The following is a 24,303-nucleotide window of genomic DNA, read 5'->3' as shown; positions in this document are numbered from 1 at the left end:
CTGAACGGAATCTCAGGCGCCTATTCTGCGATTTTCGGCCTGTCAGGTTAAGATGACCGTTTTATCTCGGGGACTGAGCTTCGCCATGGCCACCAAGAGTCGCAGCAAGACGAAGACACTAGGATTGGGCACCCGCGCCATCCACGCCGGACAGCGGCCGGACCCCAGTACCGGGGCCATCATGACCCCCATTTACGCTACGTCGACTTACGTCCAGCAAAGCCCAGGCAAGCACAAGGGGTTCGAATACTCGCGAACGCAGAACCCCACCCGCATGGCCTATGAACGGTGCGTGGCGGATCTGGAAGGGGGTGTGGCCGGCTTTGCGTTCGCCTCCGGCCTGGCAGCAGCGGCCACCGTGCTCGACCTGCTCGATTCGGGCAGCCACATCATCGCCATGGACGATCTGTACGGCGGCAGCTATCGGCTCTTCGAGCGCGTCCGCCGCCGGTCCGCTGGTCTGGACTTCAGCTTCATCGATCTGAACGACGGCGACGCACTGAAGGCCTCGCTGAAGCCCAATACCCGGATGATCTGGGCGGAGACTCCGACCAATCCTATGCTGAAGCTGGTCGACCTGCGAAAGGTGGCAGCTTTTGCAAAAAAACACGGTCTTATCCTGGTCGTCGATAACACTTTCTGCTCACCCATCGTGCAGCGTCCCCTGGAGTTGGGGGCGGATCTAGTACTGCATTCGGCCACCAAGTATCTCAATGGCCACTCGGACATCGTGGGCGGGATTGTCATAGCTGGTAATCGGGAGCTGGCCGAGCAAATGGCATTCCTGCAGAACTCGGTCGGGGCTATCGCTGGGCCGTTCGATGCATTCCTGGCTATGCGTGGGTTAAAGACGTTGCATCTGCGCATGAAGGCGCATTGTGACGGCGCGTTGGAGCTTGCTCGATGGCTGGAAAGACACCCGGCCATTGACAGAGTGATCTATCCTGGCCTCAAGAATCATCCGCAACATGCTCTTGCACGTCGCCAGATGGATGGTTTCGGAGGCATCATCAGTGCAGAGGTGAGGGGGGGGGCAAAGAGAGCTACCAAAGTGCTTGAGCGTTGTGAGCTGTTTGCTCTGGCAGAGTCGCTCGGTGGCGTGGAAAGCTTGATTGAGCATCCGGCCATCATGACTCATGCGTCGATTCCGCCGGCAAATCGTAAGCGTTTAGGGATCACCGATGGGCTGATCCGATTGTCCGTCGGCGTTGAGGATGTAGAGGATCTCAAGGAAGAACTAGCGGCTGCGTTGAAATAGCCCGAATGACTTGTAATCGGTGGAACGTCTGGAAAGCTTGGTTGCTATCGCACTATCCAGTACAGCTGCAACCAGCGGCCGTGCACTAAGCCCATCGCATCATGGCTTACTAGGTGCTGACGGCCGTCATTTGAGTACTGAGTTTTTGTGGTCGAACGCGTCACTTCAGCTAAGGATTATATTGTTGTGATAGAGATGTTGCTTGCAATCTGGCGTTACCGACATTTCATCGTATCGTCAATAAAAAATGATCTGCGATCGAGATTTTCGCGCAGCAAGCTAGGCGCTGCGTGGATGATTTTGCAGCCTTTGGCTCAGGTGGCGATTTACGCGTTGATCCTCTCCAGAGTGTTGGCTACAAAATTGCCGGGCACCGACAATCGCTATGCCTACGTAATCTATCTGATGGCGGGCATGACCGCCTGGTCGCTTTTCAGCGAGTTGCTGTCTCGATCAGTCAATATGTTTGTCGAAAACGGCGGGTTGATGAAGAAGATCATGTTCCCGCGAGTGTGTCTGCCATTAATCGTGGCAGGTTCAGCGTTGGTCAACAATATACTTCTGTTGGCTGCAGCCATCGGCGTCTTTTTGCTCATAGGACACATGTTTACCTTGGCATATTTGTGGTTGCCACTACTTTTTCTGGTCAACGTCGTGTTCAGTCTTGGGCTTGGCCTATTACTCGGTGTAATAAACGTTTTTGTACGCGATGTGGCGCAGGTCATGGTGGTCATATTGCAGCTCTGGTTTTGGCTGACACCTGTGGTTTACATGCCGACCATTGTCCCTGAGGGGCTGAAAGCTTTTCTTCAATTTAATCCGATGTATCACATTGTTGTGTCGTTTCAGAACATCATGCTTTACGGGCGCGGGCCTGACGTTACCGGATTGATGGGCGTCGGTGCGTTCGGCCTTGTCATGCTTGGTTTGTCGCTAGTGATGTTTCGGCGAGCAGCTCCTGAAATGGTGGATGTGCTGTGACCGATAGACTTCTTACTGTCAACGCTATCGGCAAGGCTTACCGTGATTACGGTACCGAATGGAAGCGATTTGCGTCCTGGTTTGGCGTGAAGGTGCAAGCTAAAGCGGAGCACTGGGCTCTGCAAAATGTTTCTTTCAGCGTCGCGCATGGCGAGGCGGTAGGAGTCGTCGGACAGAACGGGGCGGGGAAAAGTACTCTGCTTAAGCTGATTACCGGAACCCTGCGCGCGACAACTGGCAGTGTGGCGGTAAGTGGGCGTATTGCGGCGATTCTAGAACTCGGCATGGGATTCAATCCGGATTTGTCTGGTCGCCAAAACGTTTACCACGTAGCGGGCCTGATGGGATTTTCGCGAAAGGCGATTGACGGCGTCATCGACCAAATAGAAGAGTTCGCTGAAATTGGCGATTATTTCGATGAGCCGACTCGAACATATTCCACTGGCATGCAGATGCGTGTGGCGTTCTCCACTGCAACGGCATTCAGGCCAGATGCGCTTATTGTCGATGAGGCGCTTTCGGTCGGCGACGCCTATTTCCAGCATAAATGTTTCAAGCGCATCCGTGAATTTCGTGAACGGGGCACTAGCCTGCTGATCGTGTCCCATGATAGTGGGGCAGTGCAGTCTCTCTGTGACCGCGCGCTGCTCCTCGATGGGGGGCGTCTTATTCAGGATGGCAACCCCGCAGAAATCATGGACCTCTATAACGCCCTGATCGCAGAGCGGGAAAACAGTACCGTCACGGTAACCACGGATGAGAGTGGGCGAGCGCAGACCATCTCAGGGACGCGGGAGGTTTCGGTGAAGGAAATCGTCCTTCTGAATGCAGATGGAGAACCCATTGAATTCGTTGATGTTGGCCAACCCGTGGTGCTGTGCGTCAAAGCTGCGGTGCATAAGGACGTGCCGCGGCTGGTCTTGGGATACATGATTAAGGACAGGCTCGGGCAAGCAGTCTTTGGCACGAATACACATCACACTGGGCAGGCTCTGGAAAATATAAGAGCGGGTCAATGTGTTGAATTTCGTATCGCGTTTCCCATGAATCTTGGAACGGGCACCTATTCGATCTCCACCGCGCTCTCCAGTACAGACACGCATCTTGTCAATAATTATGAGTGGCGCGACCTTGCTTTGGTTTTCTCGGTATCCAATTTGAGCCGGACGAGATTCGTAGGCACCGCATGGGTTCCGCCCGTTATTGAGGCCAGGCGGCTGTGACTGGTGTTTTGGTGCCGTGTTGATGAAGGCGCACATACTATATGCCGCCAAAAGGCATATTTGTGTCCAAACGGCATATATGTGTGATGAGTGATCTATGCAAAACAATCAACCATTGATTTCCGGGCCAGGCGGGGAGTTTTCCGGGCAGCAGCGCCACGAAGACTTCTACCGGGCGTTTGAGGACAGGTTTCGTGGTTCACGAGAGCTGATTTTGTCGCGGCTGCAGGTATATCTGCCTTTCATCAACCCGCTTAAGCAAATTTCTTCAGAGTTGCCAGCAGTTGATCTGGGGTGCGGGCGGGGAGAATGGTTGGAGTTGCTGAAGGAAAACGGTTTCGATGGACAAGGTGTTGATCTCGATGCAGGGATGTTGCGTTCATGCCATGAGCGAAATCTGCGGGCAATTCAAGGGGACGTCATCGAGTTCCTGAGAAAGTTGCCAAGCGAAAGTCAGCTGATCGTTTCCGGTTTTCATATTGCGGAACATCTTCCTTTCGAGCAATTACAGACGCTCGTAGCAGAAGCGCTGAGAGTCCTAAGGCCAGCAGGATTGCTTATTCTGGAGACGCCTAATCCTGAAAATTTCAAAGTTTCATCGGTGGGCTTCTACATGGATCCATCACACCGCAATCCTTTGCCTCCCGAACTGCTGGCCTTTGTTCCGGAGTATTACGGTTTTGCACGAGTAAAAATTGCCCGTCTTCAAGAAAACTCTGCGCTTCTACAGGCAAAAGGTGTTTCTTTAGATCAAGTGCTTGGCGGTGCGAGTCCTGACTATGCGGTTGTGGCGCAAAAGCAAGCAGATGTGTCACTTCTGGGGGCGTTCGATGGCGCCTTCAAACAAGAATATGGTTTGCCAGTATCGGCGCTGCTCGACAGCTACGATAGAAGCAAAGCAAGCTTTGAAGCGCAGATTCTGAAACTCTTTGGGGAAGAAGGGGAACGGATCGATCGTATGCAGATGGCGATCGTACGATTGGCCGATCAGTGCCTTCGTGCTGAAGCACAGATTCAGAAACTGTTTGGGGAGGAGGGGAAGCGGATCGAAAGTATGCGGATGGCAATCGTACGATTGACGGATGCGTGCCTTCGTACTGAAGCCCAGCTGCAACAATTTTCGGAAAATAGGAAGCGAATCGACGAATTGGGCGAAAGAGTTTCCCATCTGGAGTACTTGAATAATCCGTTGATGGGCATGCAGGCAGCGATTGAGCATGTCCATGAGCGACTGGCTTTTGCGGATAATGTGCATGCGGCATTGCTAGACAGCTTGAATCGTGAGCGCGTGGCAGATGCTAGGCTTCAACGAATTCTGCGAAGCCGCTCCTGGCGTATAACCAAAGGTCCGCGTTTTGTGGTGCGCGTTCTGCGGGCTGCAATGAAAAACGAGCGTGCTGCAGGTTTGAAATTAAAGGACAGATTGGTCCGCTTTATCATTGCGGCTGCAGGGCGCCCCGTTCTTCGCCGAATTGGTGGAACGCTTCTAAGTATTGCTCCGAGATTAAAGGTTCGACTGATTCGCGCAGTGGTTGGCAATGCCCGGCCTGAGACAACACAGTTCACACCGCCAGCGGCGTCAAACGGGAGTGCTCACTTGCCCGCACGGGCTCGGACGGTTCGTTCGATGTTAAATAGCATAATGAAGTCTTCGTGACATTTGGAACAGGAAAGCAGCCAAAACATGCATTTGCTTATCGATTTGCAAGCGTGCCAGAGTCTCGTGCATGGAAAGCGGGGTGTTGGCATCTATGCCAGATCGCTTGTGCGTGCATTGATCCGGCAGGCAGAGGGGCGACGGATATCCTTTCTCATCAATGGAGACATGAAAGAATCGGCTATCGAGTTGCGCCGCGAACTGCTGGCAGGCGTCGCTCCGCAGGACATCCACGTTTGGACTGCGCCGTCGCCTCGTAATGCAAGCGATGAAGCTAACTCCTGGAGGAGTGAGGCGAGTCAATTGGTGCGTGATGCGATGATCGCGATGATCGCGCCAGATTGCCTTCTCTTTCTCAGCTGTTTTGAAGGTTGGACGGACGATTGCATTTGTGCGCTGCCCGCTACTGTCCCCGGTGTTGCTACGGTTGCGGTTGTTTATGACCTCATTCCATATGTTTATCCTGGTATTTATTTGCCCGATCCTCGGCTTAGGAAGTGGTATCAAAGCATTCTTAAAAACCTTTCCTATGCAGACGCTTTGCTCGCCATTTCCAATAGCTCACGCCGAGAAGTTATTGATGCACTAGAGTATGCGCCAGATTATGCGCTGAATATTTCCTCGGCGGTTGACGAGCGCTATGTTCCAACAGTCGTATCGCAGAGTGCCGAGCGCGCACTACGCGAACATTTGAAGCTCCACAAGCCCTTTGTGATGTACACCGGGGGAATAGACCATCGAAAGAACATTGATCTGCTGATCGAAGCCTTCGCAGCTACTGGTCGCTTTGCCAAGTCGCATCAGCTGGCAATAGTCTGCTCGATAGAGCCCGATGAGTCCGAACGACTACGTGCGCTTGCTCAGCGCATGGGCCTAGATCGCGATGCGTTGGTTCTCACTGGATTTGTGTCTGATCAAAACCTGCTCATGCTGTATAACTTGTGTGAGCTATTCGTGTTTCCGTCTTGGCATGAAGGATTCGGCTTACCGGTCTTAGAGGCAATGTCTGTAGGGGCGCCTGTGATTGTGTCCCAGACCTCCAGTCTGCCTGAAGTAGTTGGTCCGGAAGGAGAGCTGTTTGATCCGCGAGACAGAAAATCCATTGCAAATGCCATCATCCGCGTTCTGTCGGACAGTGCACTGCAGCAGCGGCTTGCTTCGAGCGGGCTTGCGCGCAGTAAGGAGTTTTCATGGGGGCAGACCGCCGCTGAGGCTTGGAAGGGAGTGGAGCTGGCCGTTCGTAAGCGACGCTCCGCCCTATCTCTTGCAGAGAAAGACTCGGCCAGGCGTGGCCGACTTAAGTTGGCGTATTTTTCACCGCTGCCGCCGGAGCAGTCCGGCATTGCCGACTTCAGTGCCGAACTTCTGCCGGAGTTGATGACTCATTACGATATCGAACTCATCGTTGACAAAGTCGATCGGGCAATTGATATCGGCGACTTGAAGCTTCCGGTGCGCGACGTCGCCTGGTTTTTGGCCAACTCCAAGCATTTTGACCGAGTGCTTTATCATTTCGGAAACTCCGAATTTCATAGCTACATGTTCGACGCCCTAGCGAAAGTCAGCGGAACGGTAGCATTGCATGATTTCTACTTAGGCAACCTTCACCACTGGCTTCAGGATACCGGGCGAATGCCTGGAATATGGCAGCGGGCGCTTTATGAAGGTTATGGCTATCACGCATTGAAAATGCTTGGTGATGCAACGGATCGAAATGCAGTCGCCTTCAGATTCCCCTGTAATTGGGGCGTGGTAGGCGCCGCCGATGGAGTGATAGTTCATTCAGCGCATAGCTGTGAGCTTGCAAGCCAGTGGTACGACGAGGTCCAAGCGGAACGATTTGTTCAAATACCTCTCCTTCGTAAAGTCCAGCAACAAATTCACCGTGCTGAAGCGCGCCAGGCGATGGGTCTGGACGATGGGCAACTGGTAGTGGCTACGTTTGGGATGCTCAGTGCTGCAAAATGCAATGACTCCTTGCTAGACGCATGGCTAATGTCCTTCGCTGGGCGCGCCGACTGTAAGCTGGTTTTCGTTGGCCGCGCTGCCGACCCGGCCTGGGAGCAGATGCTCTATGCGCGCATAAAGGAGTCGGGTGCCCGTAATGTGGTCATAACGGGCTTTGCAGATGCAGCGGCTTATCGTCGATGGCTCGCATCTGCAGATATCGCGGTCCAGCTAAGGCGGCAATCTCGCGGAGAGACGTCTGCGGCGGTACTTGATTGCCTGGCATGGGGTATTCCGACAATCGTCAATGCTCATGGTTCTTTGGCCGAGCTACCGCGCAATGCAACGATTACGCTTGAGGATGAATTCAAAGTCGAAGATCTATCCGCGAGCATCGGTAAATTGCTTGATTCCAAAGAAACTCGTTCAGAGTTGGCCCAAATTGGGCGAGACCATTTAATCCGTTTACACGACCCTGCGCGGATCGCCGAGCAATATTCCCTAGCCATTGATGGTTTCCATGAGTGCAGTTCACGTCGAATTCTTCAGCGCACACTAGGCCAGGTCTCGATCATTCAGTCGACAATCGATCCAACGGATGCTGATCATGATGCAGTGGCGTTGGGCCTATCCACGCTGCTCGGACGAGCTACGCCTCACCCGAAGTTGTTACTGGATATCTCCGAGTTGGTGAAAACAGATGCACGTAGCGGAATCCAGCGTGTCGTGCGCAGCATTCTGAGCAAACTCCTAACCCAAAGTAACGCAGGCTTGCGCATAGAACCCGTCTATACGAAAGGAGATGGTGTTTATCGCTATGCTCGTCAGTTCACCTGCAATTTCCTCGGTTGTCCCGAAACAACGCTTGAGGACGAACCGATCGATATCGACAGTAACGATTTGTTCGTCGGTCTCGATCTGGTGCCTACCGGTGTTCCTTCGGCTCGAGAGGTGTTTGGTGCGCTGAAGGCAAAAGGTGTCAAGATCGTTTTTGTCCTTTATGACATGCTTCCCGTGGCGCATCCCGAATGGTTTCCGCCTAATGCACCGGAAATTTTGAGGCCGTGGTATCAGGTTGTCACGGATGTTGCAGATCGAGTTGTAGCTATTTCGAGGTCGGTAGTAGATGAATTCGCGGGGTGGCTGGACTCAACTGGGCGTAAAGTTCCACTGGAACTGTGCTGGTTTCACCTTGGCGCAGACGTGGAAGCCAGTGTGCCGTCGCGTGGTATATCGCCTGAAGAAAAAGAGCGTCTCTTATGGCTGCGTCAGAAGAGAAACATCGTGCTCATGGTGGGTACGATTGAACCGCGTAAAGGTTATGACCAGGCGCTCGCAGCGTTTGCAAAATTGCGTGAGAGAAATAGTGACGCTGAGCTGGTAATCGTTGGTAAGCAAGGCTGGTGCGTTGAGCAATTGGTCAAACAGTTGAATGATCTATCGCAAGAGGCTTCGGGAGTAACTTGGTTCTCCGCTGCAAGTGACGAACTCCTTGATCAGCTATATGATGCGGCCAGCCTATTGCTTGTCGCTTCGCGTGGCGAGGGGTTCGGCCTGCCCATTATTGAAGCAGCTATGCGCGGAGTTACCGTACTCGCCCGTGATCTTCCTGTATTCCGTGAGGTGGGGGGCGAAGGAATCATGTATTTCTCTGGGGATTCTTCCGACCAGTTGGCGAATGCCGTCGAGCAATCACTTGCTGCTGTTAGGGCCGGGATGGTGCCAAGTCAGGCAGGTATCGCCGTTGATTCATGGGCAATAAGTTCAGCACGTTTCCTTGAAGCGGTCACGGGGAAGTCGCCATACAAAATATGGTCATCGGATTTAGGTGCTCGGTAAGCGCCCATAACTTAGTTAAAGCATGATCAAAGGAAAAAGCTTCATGAAAAAAGCAATCATCACCGGTATCTCTGGTCAAGACGGGGCCTATCTTGCCGAACTGCTTCTGCAAAATGGGTATACAGTCTATGGCACATATCGGCGTACAAGTTCCGTCAATTTTTGGCGAATTGAAGAACTCGGTATCGACAAGCAGCCGAATCTTCATTTGGTTGAATATGATCTTACCGATCTTGGTTCCGCGATTCGTCTTTTGCAGGACACCGGGGCTACTGAGGTGTACAACCTGGCTGCGCAGAGCTTTGTGGGCGTCTCATTTGACCAGCCAGTGCTTACTGCCCAAATCACGGCTATAGGTGCGTTGAATCTTTTAGAGGCGATCCGCATCGTCAATCCAAAAATCCGCTTCTACCAAGCTTCGACATCCGAGATGTTCGGTAAGGTGCAGGCGGTTCCCCAGAAGGAGGACACCCCGTTCTATCCTCGCAGCCCGTACGGTGTTGCCAAGCTCTATGCGCACTGGATCACGGTGAACTATCGTGAATCCTACGGGATTTTTGGTTGCAGCGGGATTTTGTTTAATCACGAATCGCCGTTGCGCGGCCGCGAGTTTGTGACCCGAAAGATTACCGACACAGTCGCCAAGATCAAGTTAGGTCGGACAGACCGACTCGAACTGGGTAATCTTGATGCTCGACGTGACTGGGGTTTTGCAAAGGAATATGTAGAGGGCATGTGGCGCATGTTGCAGGTGGACGAGCCTGATACCTATGTGCTGGCTACAAACCGTACGGAAACAGTTCGCGATTTTGTCACTATGGCATTCAGGAGTGTGGACATCACGATTGACTGGAGGGGAGAGGGCGAAGGGGAGCGCGGCATTTGCCGTGAGACTGGCCGCGCTATGGTAGTCATCAACCCCAAGTATTATCGTCCAGCAGAGGTCGACCTATTGATTGGCGATCCGGCCAAGGCAAAGGCCAAGCTAGGGTGGGAGGCGAAGACGAATCTTGAAGAGTTGTGTCGCATGATGGTTATGGCCGATCTCAAGCGGAACGAACGTGGTCACTCCTTCTAATCGTGTGAAACCCGTGGCATTGGTAACTGGAGCCCTGGGGTTCACTGGCAAATATGTTTCTGCCGAGCTGCAAGCTGCAGGCTATGAGGTAGCAAGCCTTGCGCATGAATCGTCCGCTAGGGGCATCGCAGTCGATTTGTGTGATCGAGACGCTACTATCCACGCCGTTGGATCCCTAATGCCCGACGTGGTGATCCACCTTGCCGCCATTGCTTTTGTTGCGCATGGTGACGCGGATGCTATTTACCGTACTAACATTGTAGGTACACGCAATCTGCTGGAAGCGTTGGCTTCCAGTAGTCACCGACCGCGTGCGGTAATTTTGGCGAGTAGCGCCAATATTTATGGCAATAGTGATGTACCAGTTCTTACGGAGAATTTGCCTGCGGTGCCAGCCAATGATTACGCGGTCAGCAAATTCGCAATGGAACAGATGGCACATCTCTGGACTGAGCGGCTTCCTATCATCATAACCCGCCCCTTTAACTACACTGGGGTAGGGCAGTCGGAAAAATATCTGCTTCCTAAGATCGTTGCGCATTTTCAACGCCGTGCGGCCGTGATTGAACTCGGCAACGTGGATGTTGCTCGCGATTTTCAGGACGTACGTTTTGTGGCGGAGGCATACCGGCGGTTGCTTGATGCAGACGCAATTGGTGAAACGGTGAATATCTGTTCTGGATGTGCTTACACGCTCAATGAGGTAATTGGATTGATGGAGGACTTAGCGGGATATCGCATTGAGGTGCGAACCAATCCCGCATTCGTTCGTGCTAACGAAGTGGCGAGGTTGGTGGGCTCTAATGAGAAGCTGGGTCAATTGATTGGCCCGCTGGATATGATTCCGTTGCGGCGAACGCTGCAGTGGATGTACGAGACTCATGTGTAAGGCCATCCCTCTCCAGGAGAATACAAAGTGGCGTTAAAGAGTTTCAAAGCTTATGACATTCGGGGGCGCATGCCCGATGAGCTCAATGTGGAATTGGCAGAAAGGATTGGCCGAGCGTTTGCCAAGGAGGTGGGCGAAGGCGTAGTGGTAGTTGGTTACGACATTCGTAAAGATAGCCCGGCATTGGCAGCTGCCTTGTCTGAAGGTTTGAATCGCGCTGGCTGCGATGTCATCGATATCGGCTTATGTGGTACCGAAGAGGTCTACTTTCAGACGTTTTATCGCGAGGTGGCGGGCGGGATCATGGTTACCGCGAGCCACAATCCTATGGACTATAACGGTATGAAACTAGTGCGGCACGGAGCCCGGCCGATCAGCGGTGACTCCGGGTTGCGTGACATAGAACGTTTGGTTGAAGAAAACCGCTTCGTGGACGCAGAGCGTTGTGGCAGCGTAACTCGTGATCATGACAAGGCGGCCTACATTAGTCATCTTCTTGGATATATCAATATTGCAGCTCTTCGGCCATTGAGGGTCGTTGTCAATGCAGGCAACGGTTGTGCTGGACCTGTGCTGGATTTGCTCTCCAGGCATTTACCGTTTGAATTCATCCGAGTGAACCATGATCCGGACTGCACCTTTCCCAATGGCATCCCTAATCCTCTATTGCCTGAAAATCGATCAGCCACGGCAGACGCAGTTCGAATTCATTGCGCAGATTTTGGGCTTGCCTGGGATGGTGATTTTGACCGGTGTTTCTTTTTTGATGGGGAAGGTAATTTCATCGAAGGATATTACATTGTTGGTTTGCTCGCAGCCCAGCTGCTGGCAAGAAATCCCGGTGCGACGGTAATACATGATCCCCGCCTTACTTGGAACACAATCGATATGGTGCGCGATGCTGGTGGAGTGCCTATACAAAGCAAGACAGGGCATGCCTTTATCAAGGAGCGTATGCGTGCAGATGACGCGATCTACGGTGGAGAAATGAGCGCACACCACTATTTTCGCGATTTTGCGTATTGCGATTCAGGAATGATCCCGTGGTTGCTTTTAGCTGAACGTGTTAGCAAGAGTGGCCAATCTCTTGGATCATTGGTGAGCAAGCAAGTTACGGCATTTCCATGTAGCGGAGAGATCAACTTTTCTGTAAATGATGTCTGCAAAACCGTGGATCACATCATGGCTTATTTCGCCAATCAGGAGCCGGCCGTTGAAAACGTGGATGGCATCAGCGCGGATTTTGGCAAGTGGCGCTTCAATTTGCGTGCGTCCAATACGGAACCGCTCTTGCGTTTGAATGTTGAAAGTAAGGGAGATGTTTCCCTGATGAAAAAAAAGACGCAACTTCTTTCTGACCTGATCAGACAGATGCAGGGCTGAGTTTTTGCAGTTGGACGTGTCCTAGATGGGTGCGGTGATCGACGCGCTTCGCAAGGCTAAATAACGTTGAGCTTGAATACGAGAGATGAGCCGGCTCGTCGTTCCATGAACCAGACTACGCCTTCTTGGACTAACGAAGCCATTAGAAGCAATCTTCCCTTTGCGTCGGGAACCTTGACGTGAAGCGCCATGGTTATGCTTTCGTTGGGTTTCACATCATTTGGTAGCTGTGTTCTTAATCCATCTGCAACCAAAATGGTGCCTCGATTCGTATACCAGCGATAAGAAAGTGTGACGGATTGTAATCCAAATGCGGGCCAAGTTTGGTTGCCCTTGTTTTTTATCTGGACTGGAAGCAAAACCTCACTCCCGCTTTGGAGAGTCTCTGGCGAGCACATCGCGACAATTTTTGCCTTGAAATCCTTCAAGGGTGGGTTTGCGCGAGCCTTTGCTCGTATGGTCCGGTTTGCTGTTATGTACGTGGAGCTTGAGCAAGAGGCGAAACGTGATGTCGGCGTCAGATCGACTTGCGCGTCCATCAAGATCTTTCCTTCGAATGTTGTCAAAGCGACATCGTATACATCGAACGAAGCGATCTGCTCGATCCAGTGATAGCAGCCTTCATAATGGCTCTCCGTCGGCGTTAGGGCAACGTCTAGACGATAACTACCTATTGGCATGCGATTGAGCATGCGGTATGTGGAGACATATATGCCGGAAGAAAGGTGAAAGACCTCACCAAGAAGCATGGAGTTAGTGCCGAACATAAGGATGCCGCGGTCATCCTTGATCGCGATCCCAATGTTTAAGGACGATATTGGTACCTCAGCTTCAAGTTCGATCGAAATGGAGAGTTCCTCCCCGATCATGACGCGCTCGTCGCCCGAAATTACGCCGGAGATGCGGACCGTTTTGATCGAGCAGCGAAGATCTCCGAAATTTTTCGGAGGATTGGCGGTTGCATTTAGTGCTGGTTCGGTTGTCTCGAATACTGGGCCGACCACCGCGTCACATCTGGCTTGGGTTAGCAGTTGCCTTCTTTGCTTTTTAAATATGTCTTTGGCGCGCTGATAGAGTTCAATTTCGGGTTCAAGCAAAAGCTTTAGACGATCGCGTTGCGGAGCGCTCAATTCGTTCACGTTCAAACGATAGGAAGTAATGTTCACCCGAGGCGGCGGCTTGCTCGGCCAATGAAATATGGTGTCAAGCATGCATGTGAAATCTTCCAGCTCTTCCTGGATGGCAATCGAGCTAAAGAGGTTCAGTACATTTAATGCAGCCAGCAATTTTTGGTTCTGGGTTAGCACAAGTTGGGAGTCTGTGCCAAGGGGATAGAGCATTTCCAATTGCGTTGAAAATGCCTGACATTCTTTGTCAGACAGACTATGGAGGTATGCGTCCAAGTCCAGTGTGTGCGTTCTTCTATCGAGAGGTCTGCTCGAGTTATCGACCTTTGAAAAGTAGAACTCCGAGAGGAAACGGTCCACCGGATCGCGAAGAACGGTAAAACTGTATCGATTCGACGGCAACTTATCTCCTTGTCGCAGGAAAAAGTGGCCACTGATGGCCGTCATCTGATCCCATTCGATCAGCGCATCCGCTAAACGTACCCCGGCCAGCGCTCTGCTGACCTTGTCTTCGCCAAGTTGATTGACCAAATGGTGACGTATTGCCGTACCACCTGTTTTGGGGAGGTGAAAGTGGAGAAGCTTCTGCATTTGACTGTTCAGATATGGAGGGAACAAGCCCTCTAAGTATCATGTAAGGTTGCCGTAAGCTAGATGCAGCTCAGATGTAGTTATTTTGTGCCTGTTTGCCCATCGGTTCTCATCCGGCGGAGCCTCGCAATCAAGTTCGCTCCCGATACTACCCATGGAAGGCCGAGCCAGTTGCATAGCCGATCTTACGAAGCAGATTGGCAAAACCTCGATGCCCTCTTCGTTAACGTAATTTTAGCGACCTTGTGGGCCTTGGATCTGCCCAAAAGTTCCGCTTTTTCGAACTCCTGTACCGCTTCGATGGATTCGAAGAGTGTCTGAGCCAGCCAGTCGTAACGCACCGTTCGGGTTGTAGCGTTCGACGCAAGCGTTTTGCTGGGGTTGGCCAGGCTGGATGTACTCAATATGGATCTGCCGTTTGGCCCAAGTCTGCAGCGCACCATTGATGTATTCGGGGCCGTTGTCGCAACGAATCACCTGGGATTGCCCTCGCCATTGCATGATCTGCTCCAGCGACCGAACAAATCGGGCCGCCGGCAGGATAGGTTTACCTCGATGCCTAAGCCTTCACGGTTGAAGTCATCCAACACATTGAACAGCCGGAACGTGCGCCCGTCGTTCAGTTGATCATGCATGAAGTCCATCGACCAGACTTGGTTGATACCGGTGGGAACGGTCAGCGGGTTCCGCTTCGCGCAGGAAGCCAATGATCTGCTCTTCGGTAAACAGACCCTGGATGGGCGCCGTAATTGAATTCGATTGATTGCGGCGGCGCGCTTTGGAGGAATTTTCGGTGTCCTGCTTCGCTAGGACGTTGCGATATCGAAGCTTCTGTTGGATATTAACGCGAATTACATATCTTTCTTAGCAACTGCCAGAATATTTTTCCCAAAAAATGGGTGAGTAAAAATATCCAGGCACCGGCTTACGGGCCACAGGATTCGATCAAAAATTATGAGTGATCGAGCGCTTGGTTCACCATCCTTATTGCCGATCAATTTGAAGAGAACTGCGAGCATAAAGCCCACGGAGTCGCAATAACGCATGCGTTCGATCTTATAGCCTGACATTTCTAGATGTCTGCGAAGCATTCGTTTGGTGTAGCGACGCTGATGGCCTACTTTGTCATCTAAGGTTGTCCAAATCAGCTTGAATGCCGGGACGAAGATGGCAATTCTTCCCTTTGGGGAAAGATGTGCCTCAAGTTTCCTCAGTACTGCAATATCATCAGAAATGTGCTCCAGCACATTTGAGGTGTAAATGAAGTCAATATTGAAGGGCAATTGGTCGGTGTTGGAGAAACACTGAAATTCACGCTGCTTTAGAATGGCTCGTTGATGTGCGTCGATCTCAAGCGTTAAAGGCGATGCGCCAGTTCTGCAGCGAAAAAGTGTGGCTATGCTGCCGATGCCGGCCCCGTAATCGAGAACAGTTTTATATTCAAAATTAAGATAAATATCAGCGAATTGCCGGGCTATCCAAGTATTGTAATTCGCCAACGTACTTTCGGTAGAGCTGAGGATGTCGGTACCTGTGTACTTAAAATCCATATCTGTTATCAGCTCGCGGGAATATGGGCGAACTGATAGTAACGCAAAAAATGGCAAACTTGAAAAAAGCGCTACCCTGATTAATTCGGCGTGGAGAATTCGTCAACATTTTGAGACAGCAAGGATATTTAACCGCCAGGGTTGCGTTTATTGGGGCGGATAAGCGTTTTTTTAGATCGCGACAATGTAGAAGGTAATGGCAGAGCTGGGCTGTCTATCCATAAACCAAGCCACCCCTTCTTGAACTAAGGACACATAAGTGTCAGTTTTGCCTCTGACGTAGGGGGCGCTTGGACATGAAGCGCAACGACCTGGGCACTGGCCGGGCGGTAAGCTTTCCTGAATGAATTGTAAGTTTACCGTAAGCAACCTGAGGCTTTAAAGTAATTGTTTTGTGCTTGTCCGCTCCGCCCCCCCTTTTTTTTTCCAATGTGAAACGTTTGAGCTCCAGGTACGGATCACCTCCTGCCTCCGCTGCATCATGACCATGTTCCAGTACTGGCCACTGTTTGAGAGAGGGGTGGACAGAATATTCAGCGCTTGTCCATTGCTTGCGGCGGGCGTGGTGAGGAGTTCCCGGCTTTGGATCACGCTAGCTGCTGGCGTAGGTTTGGCGCTCTCAGATCGGAACAAAGTCTCGGGCTGGCTATCCCACATAGTTCCAAGCTGTTCATCTGCAGCGACCATGGCAGAATCCACAGTTCTTTATGGCAAGCGAAGCTAATGACCCTTCTTTCAGGACATCTGGATCAACTCGAAGCCGAAAGCACTTACATCTTAAGGGAGGTGGCTGCGAATTTTCGGCTGCCCGTGATGCTGTACTCGATCGGCAAGGATTCGTCCGTGCTATTGCACTTGCTGCGCAAAGCGTTTCACCCGGCTTACCCGCCTATTCCGCTGCTGCACGTCGATACCACTTGGAAGTTCCGGGAGATGATTGCTTTTCGTGAACAGGTCGCGGCTGTCGGTGACGTGCAACTGCTTGTACACATTAATGAGGAAGGTCTCCGTCAGGGAATTTCGCCTTTGATCCACGGGGCTGCAGTGCATACAGACGTGATGAAGACAGCCGCACTGAGACAGGCGTTGGATAAACATGGGTTCGATGCCGCGATCGGAGGCGCTCGACGGGACGAGGAGAAATCGCGTGCCAAAGAGCGGATTTTTTCATTCCGTAATGATCGGCACCACTGGGATCCTAAACGACAGCGTCCTGAGCTGTGGAACCTCTACAACACGTACATTCACAAGGGAGAAAGCGTGCGCGTTTTTCCCTTGTCCAATTGGACGGAGATGGATGTATGGCATTACATCCGGCGTGAAGGCATTCCAGTGGTGCCGCTCTATTTCGCGAAAGAGCGTCCGGTGGTGTGGCGTGATGGTGCCTGGATCATGGTGGATGATGACCGCTTTATCCTCCGGGAGGGTGAAAAGATCGAGCACCGCATGGTGCGTTTCCGCACGCTTGGCTGTTATCCGTTGACAGGCGCCATCGAATCCACTGCGAGCACGTTGGATGAGATCATCGCCGAGATGGCGGCATCACGCTCCTCGGAGCGTCAGGGACGGCTTATCGATCGCGATTCATCGGCATCAATGGAGCGGAAGAAGCAGGAGGGGTATTTTTGATGGCTCGTGAAGCCACCTCCCGCAGCCTGCTGCGTTTCATTACCTGTGGCAGCGTCGATGACGGCAAAAGTACGCTGTTGGGTCGGCTGCTTTTCGATGCAGGGATGCTCCCGGACGATCAGATCGAGGCGCTGAAGCGGGATAGCCGTCGTCTGCATCCTGAAGGCAACGTACTGGATTTTTCGCTGCTCACCGACGGTTTGGATGCTGAGCGGCAGCAGGGTATTACGATCGACGTTGCCTATCGCTACTTTCATAGCTCGCGGCGCAGTTTTATCGTTGCCGACTGCCCAGGCCACGAGCAGTACACGCGCAACATGGCGACGGGCGCGTCGCAGGCCGACGTGGCCATTGTGCTGGTGGACGCTCGAAAAGGCCTGCTGACTCAGACCAGGCGGCACACGTACATTTGTGCATTGCTGGGAATTCGCAAGATCATCCTGGCGGTCAACAAGATGGACCTGGTCGACTACCAGCAAGAAACTTATGAAGAGATCCGAAGTGCCTATGCTGAGCTGTCCTCGGGCTTTGGCCTTGCCTCGGTGCATGCCTTACCGGTCTGCGCGCTAGAAGGAGACAATGTCGGCAAGCCTTCCAGCCGCATGGCCTGGTATGAAGGCCCAACCTTGCTGGACATACTCGAAACTATTCGCGTCGAGCCAGTCCAATCGTCAGGCTTTCGGATGCCTGTGCAGTGGGTCAATCGTCCGGATCAAAGTTTCCGCGGCTATGCCGGCACGATTTGCAGTGGCCACGTCAAGGTGGGTGCGCCGATCGTCGTGCAGCCGGGCGCGCAGCGCGCTCATATTGCCAGGATCGTAACGGCCGACGGCGATCTCGAAGGTGCCGGGGTTGGGCAGGCCGTCACGCTCACCCTCGATAGTGAGATCGACGTCAGTCGAGGGGATGTCATTGCTGACGCGGCTCAGCCGGCGCGGGAGTCCGATCAGTTTGCAGCGCATTTGTTGTGGATGGGGGATGCTCCGCTATTACCTAATCGCGGTTATTGGTTGAAGATTGGCACCAGAACCGTTAATGCCCGTGTCACTTCAATTAAGCACAAGGTAGATGTGAATACGCAGGCCAAGCTTGCTGCCCATCGCCTGCAATTGAACGAAGTCGGCTATTGCAATATTGATCTCGACCATCCCGTTGCATTCGAGCCTTATGCCGAAAACCACACGCTGGGCGGTTTCATTCTGATCGACCGGCAGAGCCACGCAACCGTGGCCTGCGGCATGCTGGATTTCGCGCTACGCCGCGCCACCAATGTGCACTGGCAGCATCTGGACGTAGATAAGCAGGCGAGAGCGCAGGGTAAAGGTCAGCAGCCGAAGTGTCTTTGGTTCACCGGGCTGTCCGGTGCTGGCAAGTCGACGATCGCCAATCTTCTTGAGCGCCGTTTGTGTGCTCTGGGGTACCACACTTATCTGCTCGATGGCGATAATCTGCGGCATGGTCTCAATCGCGATCTGGGCTTTACACCAGAGGCGCGTGTCGAAAACGTGCGACGTGTGGCCGAAGTGGCGCATCTGATGGTCGATGCTGGGTTGATCGTCCTGGTATGCATCATCTCGCCATTCCGAAGCGAGCGTGAATTTGCGCGCAGCCTGTTTGAGGAGGGCGAATTCGTGGAGATATTCGTGGATACGCCATTGGATGAGTGCGAACGCCGGGATCCGAAGGGCCTGTACCGGAAAGCACGTGCCGGCGAAATCAGTAATTTCACGGGAATCGATTCTCCTTACGAAGCACCCACCAAACCTGAATTGCACCTGCAAGCAGGGGGCAGCTCGCTCGAGGACATGGTCGAATCGTTGGTGTCGTGCGTAATACCTCACGGGCAACATTGATTCGATCGAAGGCCCAGTGAGCCTGCCGCACCTGCCCCCACCTTGCACCCTAATTTGGATCTGACCTTGGAAACTGAAGTCCCTTTCCTTACGTTCGGTGCTCCTCAGATCGGGGAAGCGGAGATCGCCGAAGTGGAAGCCTGCCTGCGTTCCGGATGGCTGGGGACAGGTCCGCGTGTCGCGCAATTTGAACGGGACTTTGCGGACTTTCGCGGAGTGAGACCCTCGCAGGTCGCGGCAGTCAATTCTTGTACGGCTGCGCTGCATGTAAGCATGCTTGCGGCTTGGCTCGAGCCAGGCTCGGAAGTGATCACTACGCCGTTGACCTTTTGCGCAACCGTCAATGCAATCATCCATGCCGGCTTGGTGCCAGTGCTGGCTGATGTAGATCCGGTTACGCAAAACATCGATCCTGCAGCGATAGAGGCCGCTATTACCTCACGCACGCGTGCGATACTTCCGGTGCATTTTGCCGGCCGGCCATGCGACATGAATCAAATCATGGCGATCGCGGCTCGGCATGACCTGGTGGTTATCGAGGATTGCGCACACGCAGTCGAAGCCGAGTATCGTGGGCGGCCATTGGGTACATTCGGCGACTTTGGTTGCTTCAGCTTCTATGTGACCAAGAACGTGGCTACGGGTGAAGGAGGCATGATTCTCGGTCGGAATGAAGAGCAGGTGGCGCGAGCGCGCGTGCTTGCGTTGCACGGCATGAGTAAGGACGCCTGGCACCGCTTTGGCGACAAGGGTTACAGGCACTACCAGGTGTTGGAGTGCGGTTTCAAGTACAACATGATGGACGTGCAGGCGGCGATCGGGCTGCACCAGCTGGTACGCGTCAATCAGAACTGGCATCGTAGGGAGGAGATCTGGCGGCGCTATGATGAAGCCTTCTCGACGATGCCGATTTCGCTGCCGGCGCCGGCAGACCCGCAAACCCGCCATGGCCGGCATCTTTATATCGTGCTGATTGATAGAGAGCGCGCCGGTATGACACGCGACGAATTCCTGGATCGCATGAATGCCATGCGGATCGGCACCGGTGTGCATTACCAGTCCATTCCGGAACATCCCTACTACCAGCAGCGTTTCGGTTGGTTACCGGAGCGATGGCCGCATGCCATGCGGATTGGACGCGAGACTGTCAGCTTGCCGCTCTCGCCGGCTATGTCCGATGGTGATGTAAATCGTGTAATCGACGCGGTACGCGCCATCATCCGAACATAAAAAAAGCGGCACATGCGTGCCGCTTTTCTGGTTTGCAGAGCAGTTAGGGTTTAGCCGATTGCCTGCTCAAGCTCCGGTAACAGCTTGAACAGATCGCCGACGAGGCCGATGTCTGCGATCTCAAAAATAGGCGCTTCGCCATCCTTGTTGATCGCCACGATGATGCCGGCGTCCTTGATGCCGGTCAGGTGCTGGATGGCGCCAGAAATGCCGATGGCGATGTAGAGCTCCGGCGCGATGATCTTGCCAGTCTGACCAACCTGCAGCTCGTTCGGCACGTAACCGGCGTCGACTGCGGCACGGGAAGCGCCGACGGCGGCGCCGATCTTATCGGCAAACTTGTAGATGATCTCGAAGTTTTCCTTCGAGCCCACGCCGCGGCCACCGGAAACAACTTTGTTTGCGCTCTGCAGGTCCGGGCGATCGCTCTTGCCCTGTTTGAGCTCGACGAAGCGTGTATGCGTCGGCAGCGTTGCATCCAGGCTCAATGATTCGATTGGGGCACTGCTCTCTCCGTTTGCCGCTACCGGCCAGGAGGCGGTGCGAATGGTCGCGACGACCGCATGCGCAGGATCGGCTTCCACCGTGATGATCGCATTGCCGGCGTAGATCGGTCGCTTGAAGGTGTGGCTGCCATTGACGCTCATCACATCGCTGACCTGCGCCACACCGAGCAGGGCGGCGACGCGGGGCGCGACGTCCTTGCCGAACGTGGTGGAGGGAACGAATACGTGGCTGTAGCCGGCGGCTACCTTGGCAATCTGCGGTGCCAGCACGGCGGCAAGCGGATGGGCATTTTCCGTACGCTCGGCTGTCAACACGCGGCTCACGCCCTGGATCTTGGCGGCCTCCGTGGCGAGGCTGTCGGCCTTGTCGCTCAGCACCAATACGTCGATGACCTCGGGCTCGACGGCCGCTGCAGCACTTACGGCGCGTGCGGTGGAAGGGTTCAGCTTGCCGTCCAGATGTTCGGCGATAACCAAGATCTTGCTCATGGATGTCTCCTCAATACTGGCCGGCTGCTTACAGCAGCCCTTTTTGCTTCAGAACGGACACCAGTTCGGCGGCGTCCTTCACCATCACGCCCTTGCTGCGCTTAGCCGGCGCGGTGTAGTGCGTGGTCTTGAGCTGATCGTGCGCGTCCACGCCCAGAGATGCGAACTCGATGGTATCGATCGGCTTGGACTTGGCCTTCATGATGTCCGGCAACTTGATGAAACGAGGTTCGTTCAAGCGCAGATCGGTGGTGATCACGGCGGGCAGATCGGCTTCGATGACTTCCAGGCCGGCGTCGACTTCGCGCGTCACCGTGGCTTTGCCTTCGGCAATCTCGACTTTGCTGGCGAAGGTCGCCTGCGGACGGTCCCACAACGCGGCCAGCATCTGGCCGGTCTGGTTGGCGTCATCGTCAATCGCTTGCTTGCCTAGGATGATCAGTCCCGGCTGTTCCTTTTCGACCAGCTTCAGGAACACGCGGGCGGCAGTAAGCGGCTGTACGGCGTTCGGCGTCACCACGTGGATGGCGCGATTGGCGCCCATCGCCAGTCCATTGCGCAAATGTGCGGTCAGATCGGCCGGACCGATGCCGACCACCACCACTTCTTCGGCCACGCCTTTTTCACGCAGGCGAAGCGCCTCTTCCAGGGCGATGTCGTCAAAGGGATTGGCGGAGAGTTTTACTCCGTCAGTCACCACGCCGGTGCCATCGGGTTTGACCTGGATGCGGACGTTATAGTCCACCACACGCTTGTAGCCGACCAGAATTTTCATCTGTGTTTCCTTCTACCGGAGCCAACGACGCCAAGGGGTGACCAACAAACGGTTATTGTAGCGAGATTTAACGAACCATGCGTCTGCGAATGGATGTTGCCCTCCCTGTTGTGTACCTCTGGCTGGGAATCGCATATCAGAGTCGCAGAATAGAGCGTCAAGCTCTCGATATCCGGCGGCTTCACTTTGCGCTGGTAACCCTTTGGTCTTTCGATACTGCCGGCTCGATAGACAGATGATTGAGTCCGATACCAAGCATGCGCGAATCGGTATTCATTCCAATCTCTTTTGGTGAAATAGGATGAGGTACCGTGATGATCACGGCTCGTGTGTGCGCGGGAATGTTGCGGTAACTCAGTGTGGCTGAGCTCAAATCCTTGCTTAGCTCAAACTGCCTGGCTTGATTACCAATTTGGATGCTGGCGGATTGCCCAATATTAGGTCCAAAGCCAAAGGCCTTGATTTCGACAAAAATATCGGCGGGAATGTCTCTGGCGAAGTTAATGGTGACGGACTTGCCATCAGACCAACGGCCAAACCATTCGGGACCGAAGACTCCTTTAATCGAGTCCACTTCAGGCCAAGTTGTTCCAGTGAAATCGACGTCGTAACCACTGGTGCCGACGTGCCAAATTTTATATCCAGGCATCTCGTATGCAAGATAACCCCGAAGTGAAGGAGCGAGTGGATTGTCGTTAAGAGCGATGATCCAACGAACATCGGGCGCAATCATCTGTGCAGTCAACATCTGGGTAGGTGAAGTAAGAACCTTCCTTATGTCCTTGGCGCTAAGGTGAAATATCACACGTGTTGCGTTCGAGTCGTCGTCCGTGACAATCGCGACCGGATCATGGTTGCCTATGGTCATCTCGTAAAAGACGCCAGCTTTGTCAGCGGTGCTTTGCACCCTATAATACGAAAAGAAAACTGGCAGGGTGAGTGCGGCATTAACTGCCAATGAAGGAAGTATTAGATAGACAAAGAATTTCGAGGCCTTGGAAGGCTTTATGATAAGCAGCAGCAGGGCGAACGCCTGTAATAGTGCAAATACGTGCAACACCTTGGGGTGATATGCAATTGTCCACAGATCGGGCGAGTCCACGGCAGAGGGAGTGTACGGCTTGAGCCCTCTGAAGCCGGCATAAAGAGTGACGACAAGTACAAGCGCAGCAATTGTTTTTTGCCAGGCTGCGAGATTGAGTTCCGTCTCTTTGAAAAAGAATGCGGCAATAATGGAAAAAATCGGAAATATGAAAAAATAATAACGCATATGAAGCCGATTAAGGCTTTCATACTGGTTCATTCCGTTAACTCGCGCCGTGTAGGCGATTGTGACAGCGAGCATGCATATCAGCACGGCGATCGAAAAAAAAATGATTTTTTTCTGCTCGCGGTTATCATCAGTGATCTTGTTGCAAAGTATAACGAAGCCCGCCGTCAACGGAAATCCCAGCAGTACCAGGAGCCCATATGCGTGACCTTTTGCAACATAAAAAAGGGATAAAAGCATTTGAGAACTGAAGAGTCCGCCACTCTTATCTGCAACTCCGCTATAGGTACTTCCGAACAGGCTGAGCGCAGCATGGCCAGCTATCAGGTAACCCACAGAAAGGCGGACGACAAAAAGTAAAATAACGGATAAACCAATAGAGCAGGCAAGTTTAAACAGGCTGTGCGGGCGCTTGTTCAGGACGTGAGCGTAAACGCGGAACGCAGCGTACGCCGGTACTAAAAACAGCGCGTGAGGCTTGATCAGGGACAATATTCCAAGTGTTATTCCTGAGGCGCTGTCAAATAACGTCTGGTTGCGATAGTTTTCTTCATTCAGAGTGATCCATGTCAATGTCAGAAAAATAAGATAATAAAGTATTTCTGGCATATAATACGTTACGTAGCTCCCCCAAGGAGCCAGTAGCGTAACAATTGCAATAAATGCCGAAATCCTTTTTGATAAGTATTTCATACAAAGAATATAAAGTAGAACGCTGGCCAATCCGAGCTGAAGAAGATTCAATAATCTTCCACATTCCAGAAAGCCTGCTCCGCATTGATTGGTTATATGATATATAAAGTAAAATAGATAAGACGGAACGTCAGCTTGTGCGGGATCGAGGATTCGCGAGTATGTACTGAAGCGCTGTTCATCCGACATTACGACCGGTTGAACGCCCGTGAATCGAAATGCCAGGTAAGTGATGATTGCTAAAACGATAACGCCAAGGATTATCAATTGTTTTTTTGACCAACTAAATTGGGATTGTTTATCTGTAGTATCGAAAGTGATCGGCATGATGGATT

17 protein-coding genes and 1 pseudogene are annotated in these 24,303 nt (G+C 52.9%); 11 read left to right on the top strand and 7 right to left on the bottom strand.

Going from position 1 to position 24,303, the window contains the following annotated elements; translation table 11 throughout:
* Positions 1–85: 85 nt before the first annotated feature.
* The 8 genes from ACTHNE_RS13705 to ACTHNE_RS13670 all read left to right on the top strand — a co-directional run bounded on the left by ACTHNE_RS13705 (position 86) and on the right by ACTHNE_RS13670 (position 12,255).
* The gene (locus tag ACTHNE_RS13705) at positions 86–1,258 is read left to right on the top strand and encodes a trans-sulfuration enzyme family protein (protein ID WP_440269543.1); all 1,173 of its coding nucleotides are present in this window, start codon (positions 86–88) and stop codon (positions 1,256–1,258) included.
* A 195-nt stretch (positions 1,259–1,453) separates the two neighbouring features.
* Complete coding sequence (locus ACTHNE_RS13700; RefSeq protein ID WP_440269555.1) at positions 1,454–2,239, top strand: ABC transporter permease; 786 nt, start codon at positions 1,454–1,456, stop codon at positions 2,237–2,239.
* Positions 2,236–3,462: an ABC transporter ATP-binding protein gene (locus tag ACTHNE_RS13695; protein ID WP_440269542.1), complete on the top strand. Its 1,227-nt coding sequence runs from the start codon at positions 2,236–2,238 to the stop codon at positions 3,460–3,462. The genes ACTHNE_RS13700 and ACTHNE_RS13695 overlap by 4 nt, the downstream gene beginning before the upstream one ends.
* Positions 3,463–3,559: 97 nt before the next feature.
* Entirely contained in the window at positions 3,560–5,119 is a 1,560-nt protein-coding gene (locus tag ACTHNE_RS13690; protein ID WP_440269541.1) for a class I SAM-dependent methyltransferase, read from the top strand.
* Positions 5,120–5,146: 27 nt separating this feature from the next.
* Complete coding sequence (locus ACTHNE_RS13685; protein WP_440269540.1) at positions 5,147–8,905, top strand: glycosyltransferase; 3,759 nt, start codon at positions 5,147–5,149, stop codon at positions 8,903–8,905.
* 43 nt (positions 8,906–8,948) lie between these two features.
* Positions 8,949–9,983: a GDP-mannose 4,6-dehydratase gene (gmd, locus tag ACTHNE_RS13680; protein WP_440269539.1), complete on the top strand. Its 1,035-nt coding sequence runs from the start codon at positions 8,949–8,951 to the stop codon at positions 9,981–9,983.
* Positions 9,967–10,872, top strand: coding sequence for an NAD-dependent epimerase/dehydratase family protein (locus ACTHNE_RS13675; protein ID WP_440269538.1), 906 nt, complete (start codon positions 9,967–9,969; stop codon positions 10,870–10,872). Before gmd ends, ACTHNE_RS13675 begins: the two co-directional genes overlap by 17 nt.
* A gap of 27 nt (positions 10,873–10,899) precedes the next feature.
* The gene (locus ACTHNE_RS13670; RefSeq protein WP_440269537.1) at positions 10,900–12,255 is read left to right on the top strand and encodes a phosphomannomutase; all 1,356 of its coding nucleotides are present in this window, start codon (positions 10,900–10,902) and stop codon (positions 12,253–12,255) included.
* 56 nt (positions 12,256–12,311) lie between these two features.
* Here the strand turns inward: ACTHNE_RS13670 and ACTHNE_RS13665 are convergent, their stop codons facing one another.
* The 4 genes and pseudogenes from ACTHNE_RS13665 to ACTHNE_RS13650 all read right to left on the bottom strand — a co-directional run bounded on the left by ACTHNE_RS13665 (position 12,312) and on the right by ACTHNE_RS13650 (position 16,210).
* Positions 12,312–13,973 (bottom strand): Wzt carbohydrate-binding domain-containing protein, encoded by a 1,662-nt coding sequence (locus tag ACTHNE_RS13665; RefSeq protein WP_440269536.1) that lies wholly within the window; start codon positions 13,971–13,973, stop codon positions 12,312–12,314.
* Positions 13,974–14,257: 284 nt separating this feature from the next.
* A pseudogene (locus ACTHNE_RS13660) lies at positions 14,258–14,665 on the bottom strand (transposase); the annotation flags it as partial.
* A gap of 159 nt (positions 14,666–14,824) precedes the next feature.
* Positions 14,825–15,523: a class I SAM-dependent methyltransferase gene (locus tag ACTHNE_RS13655; protein WP_440269535.1), complete on the bottom strand. Its 699-nt coding sequence runs from the start codon at positions 15,521–15,523 to the stop codon at positions 14,825–14,827.
* A gap of 378 nt (positions 15,524–15,901) precedes the next feature.
* Positions 15,902–16,210, bottom strand: coding sequence for a hypothetical protein (locus ACTHNE_RS13650; RefSeq protein ID WP_440269534.1), 309 nt, complete (start codon positions 16,208–16,210; stop codon positions 15,902–15,904).
* 36 nt (positions 16,211–16,246) lie between these two features.
* Between ACTHNE_RS13650 and cysD the strand changes: the two genes are divergently transcribed.
* From cysD to ACTHNE_RS13635, 3 genes are all read left to right on the top strand, one after another.
* On the top strand, positions 16,247–17,152 hold the full coding sequence (gene cysD / locus ACTHNE_RS13645; protein WP_440269533.1) for a sulfate adenylyltransferase subunit CysD: 906 nt from the start codon (positions 16,247–16,249) through the stop codon (positions 17,150–17,152).
* Positions 17,152–19,005: a sulfate adenylyltransferase subunit CysN gene (cysN, locus tag ACTHNE_RS13640; RefSeq protein ID WP_440269532.1), complete on the top strand. Its 1,854-nt coding sequence runs from the start codon at positions 17,152–17,154 to the stop codon at positions 19,003–19,005. The genes cysD and cysN overlap by 1 nt, the downstream gene beginning before the upstream one ends.
* Before the next feature lie 66 nt (positions 19,006–19,071).
* Complete coding sequence (locus tag ACTHNE_RS13635; RefSeq protein WP_440269531.1) at positions 19,072–20,235, top strand: DegT/DnrJ/EryC1/StrS family aminotransferase; 1,164 nt, start codon at positions 19,072–19,074, stop codon at positions 20,233–20,235.
* A gap of 50 nt (positions 20,236–20,285) precedes the next feature.
* On the opposite strand, the gene ACTHNE_RS13630 is transcribed toward ACTHNE_RS13635, so the two are convergent.
* The 3 genes from ACTHNE_RS13630 to ACTHNE_RS13620 form a co-directional block, all read right to left on the bottom strand.
* Positions 20,286–21,230, bottom strand: a complete 945-nt coding sequence (locus tag ACTHNE_RS13630; RefSeq protein WP_440269530.1) for an electron transfer flavoprotein subunit alpha/FixB family protein — start codon at positions 21,228–21,230, stop codon at positions 20,286–20,288.
* Between the two features lie 28 nt (positions 21,231–21,258).
* Positions 21,259–22,005 (bottom strand): electron transfer flavoprotein subunit beta/FixA family protein, encoded by a 747-nt coding sequence (locus ACTHNE_RS13625; protein WP_440269529.1) that lies wholly within the window; start codon positions 22,003–22,005, stop codon positions 21,259–21,261.
* A 181-nt stretch (positions 22,006–22,186) separates the two neighbouring features.
* Complete coding sequence (locus ACTHNE_RS13620) at positions 22,187–24,295, bottom strand: DUF7024 domain-containing protein (protein WP_440269528.1); 2,109 nt, start codon at positions 24,293–24,295, stop codon at positions 22,187–22,189.
* Positions 24,296–24,303: the final 8 nt, after the last annotated feature.

The organism is Dyella sp., assembly GCF_051954575.1.
Classification (GTDB): domain Bacteria; phylum Pseudomonadota; class Gammaproteobacteria; order Xanthomonadales; family Rhodanobacteraceae; genus Dyella_B.
This window is presented reverse-complemented; position numbering and strand designations above follow the sequence as displayed.

Excerpts from the sequence above, each read along its gene's own strand:
- ACTHNE_RS13705 (WP_440269543.1), top strand. The coding sequence starts at position 86 with ATGGCCACCAAGAGTCGCAGCAAGACGAAGACACTAGGATTGGGCACC.
- ACTHNE_RS13700 (WP_440269555.1), top strand. The coding sequence starts at position 1,454 with ATGTTGCTTGCAATCTGGCGTTACCGACATTTCATCGTATCGTCAATA.
- ACTHNE_RS13690 (WP_440269541.1), top strand. The coding sequence starts at position 3,560 with ATGCAAAACAATCAACCATTGATTTCCGGGCCAGGCGGGGAGTTTTCC.
- ACTHNE_RS13685 (WP_440269540.1), top strand. The coding sequence starts at position 5,147 with ATGCATTTGCTTATCGATTTGCAAGCGTGCCAGAGTCTCGTGCATGGA.
- gmd (WP_440269539.1), top strand. The coding sequence starts at position 8,949 with ATGAAAAAAGCAATCATCACCGGTATCTCTGGTCAAGACGGGGCCTAT.
- ACTHNE_RS13665 (WP_440269536.1), bottom strand. The coding sequence starts at position 13,973 with ATGCAGAAGCTTCTCCACTTTCACCTCCCCAAAACAGGTGGTACGGCA.
- ACTHNE_RS13655 (WP_440269535.1), bottom strand. The coding sequence starts at position 15,523 with ATGGATTTTAAGTACACAGGTACCGACATCCTCAGCTCTACCGAAAGT.
- ACTHNE_RS13650 (WP_440269534.1), bottom strand. The coding sequence starts at position 16,210 with ATGGTCGCTGCAGATGAACAGCTTGGAACTATGTGGGATAGCCAGCCC.
- cysD (WP_440269533.1), top strand. The coding sequence starts at position 16,247 with ATGACCCTTCTTTCAGGACATCTGGATCAACTCGAAGCCGAAAGCACT.
- cysN (WP_440269532.1), top strand. The coding sequence starts at position 17,152 with ATGGCTCGTGAAGCCACCTCCCGCAGCCTGCTGCGTTTCATTACCTGT.
- ACTHNE_RS13630 (WP_440269530.1), bottom strand. The coding sequence starts at position 21,230 with ATGAGCAAGATCTTGGTTATCGCCGAACATCTGGACGGCAAGCTGAAC.
- ACTHNE_RS13625 (WP_440269529.1), bottom strand. The coding sequence starts at position 22,005 with ATGAAAATTCTGGTCGGCTACAAGCGTGTGGTGGACTATAACGTCCGC.
- ACTHNE_RS13620 (WP_440269528.1), bottom strand. The coding sequence starts at position 24,295 with ATGCCGATCACTTTCGATACTACAGATAAACAATCCCAATTTAGTTGG.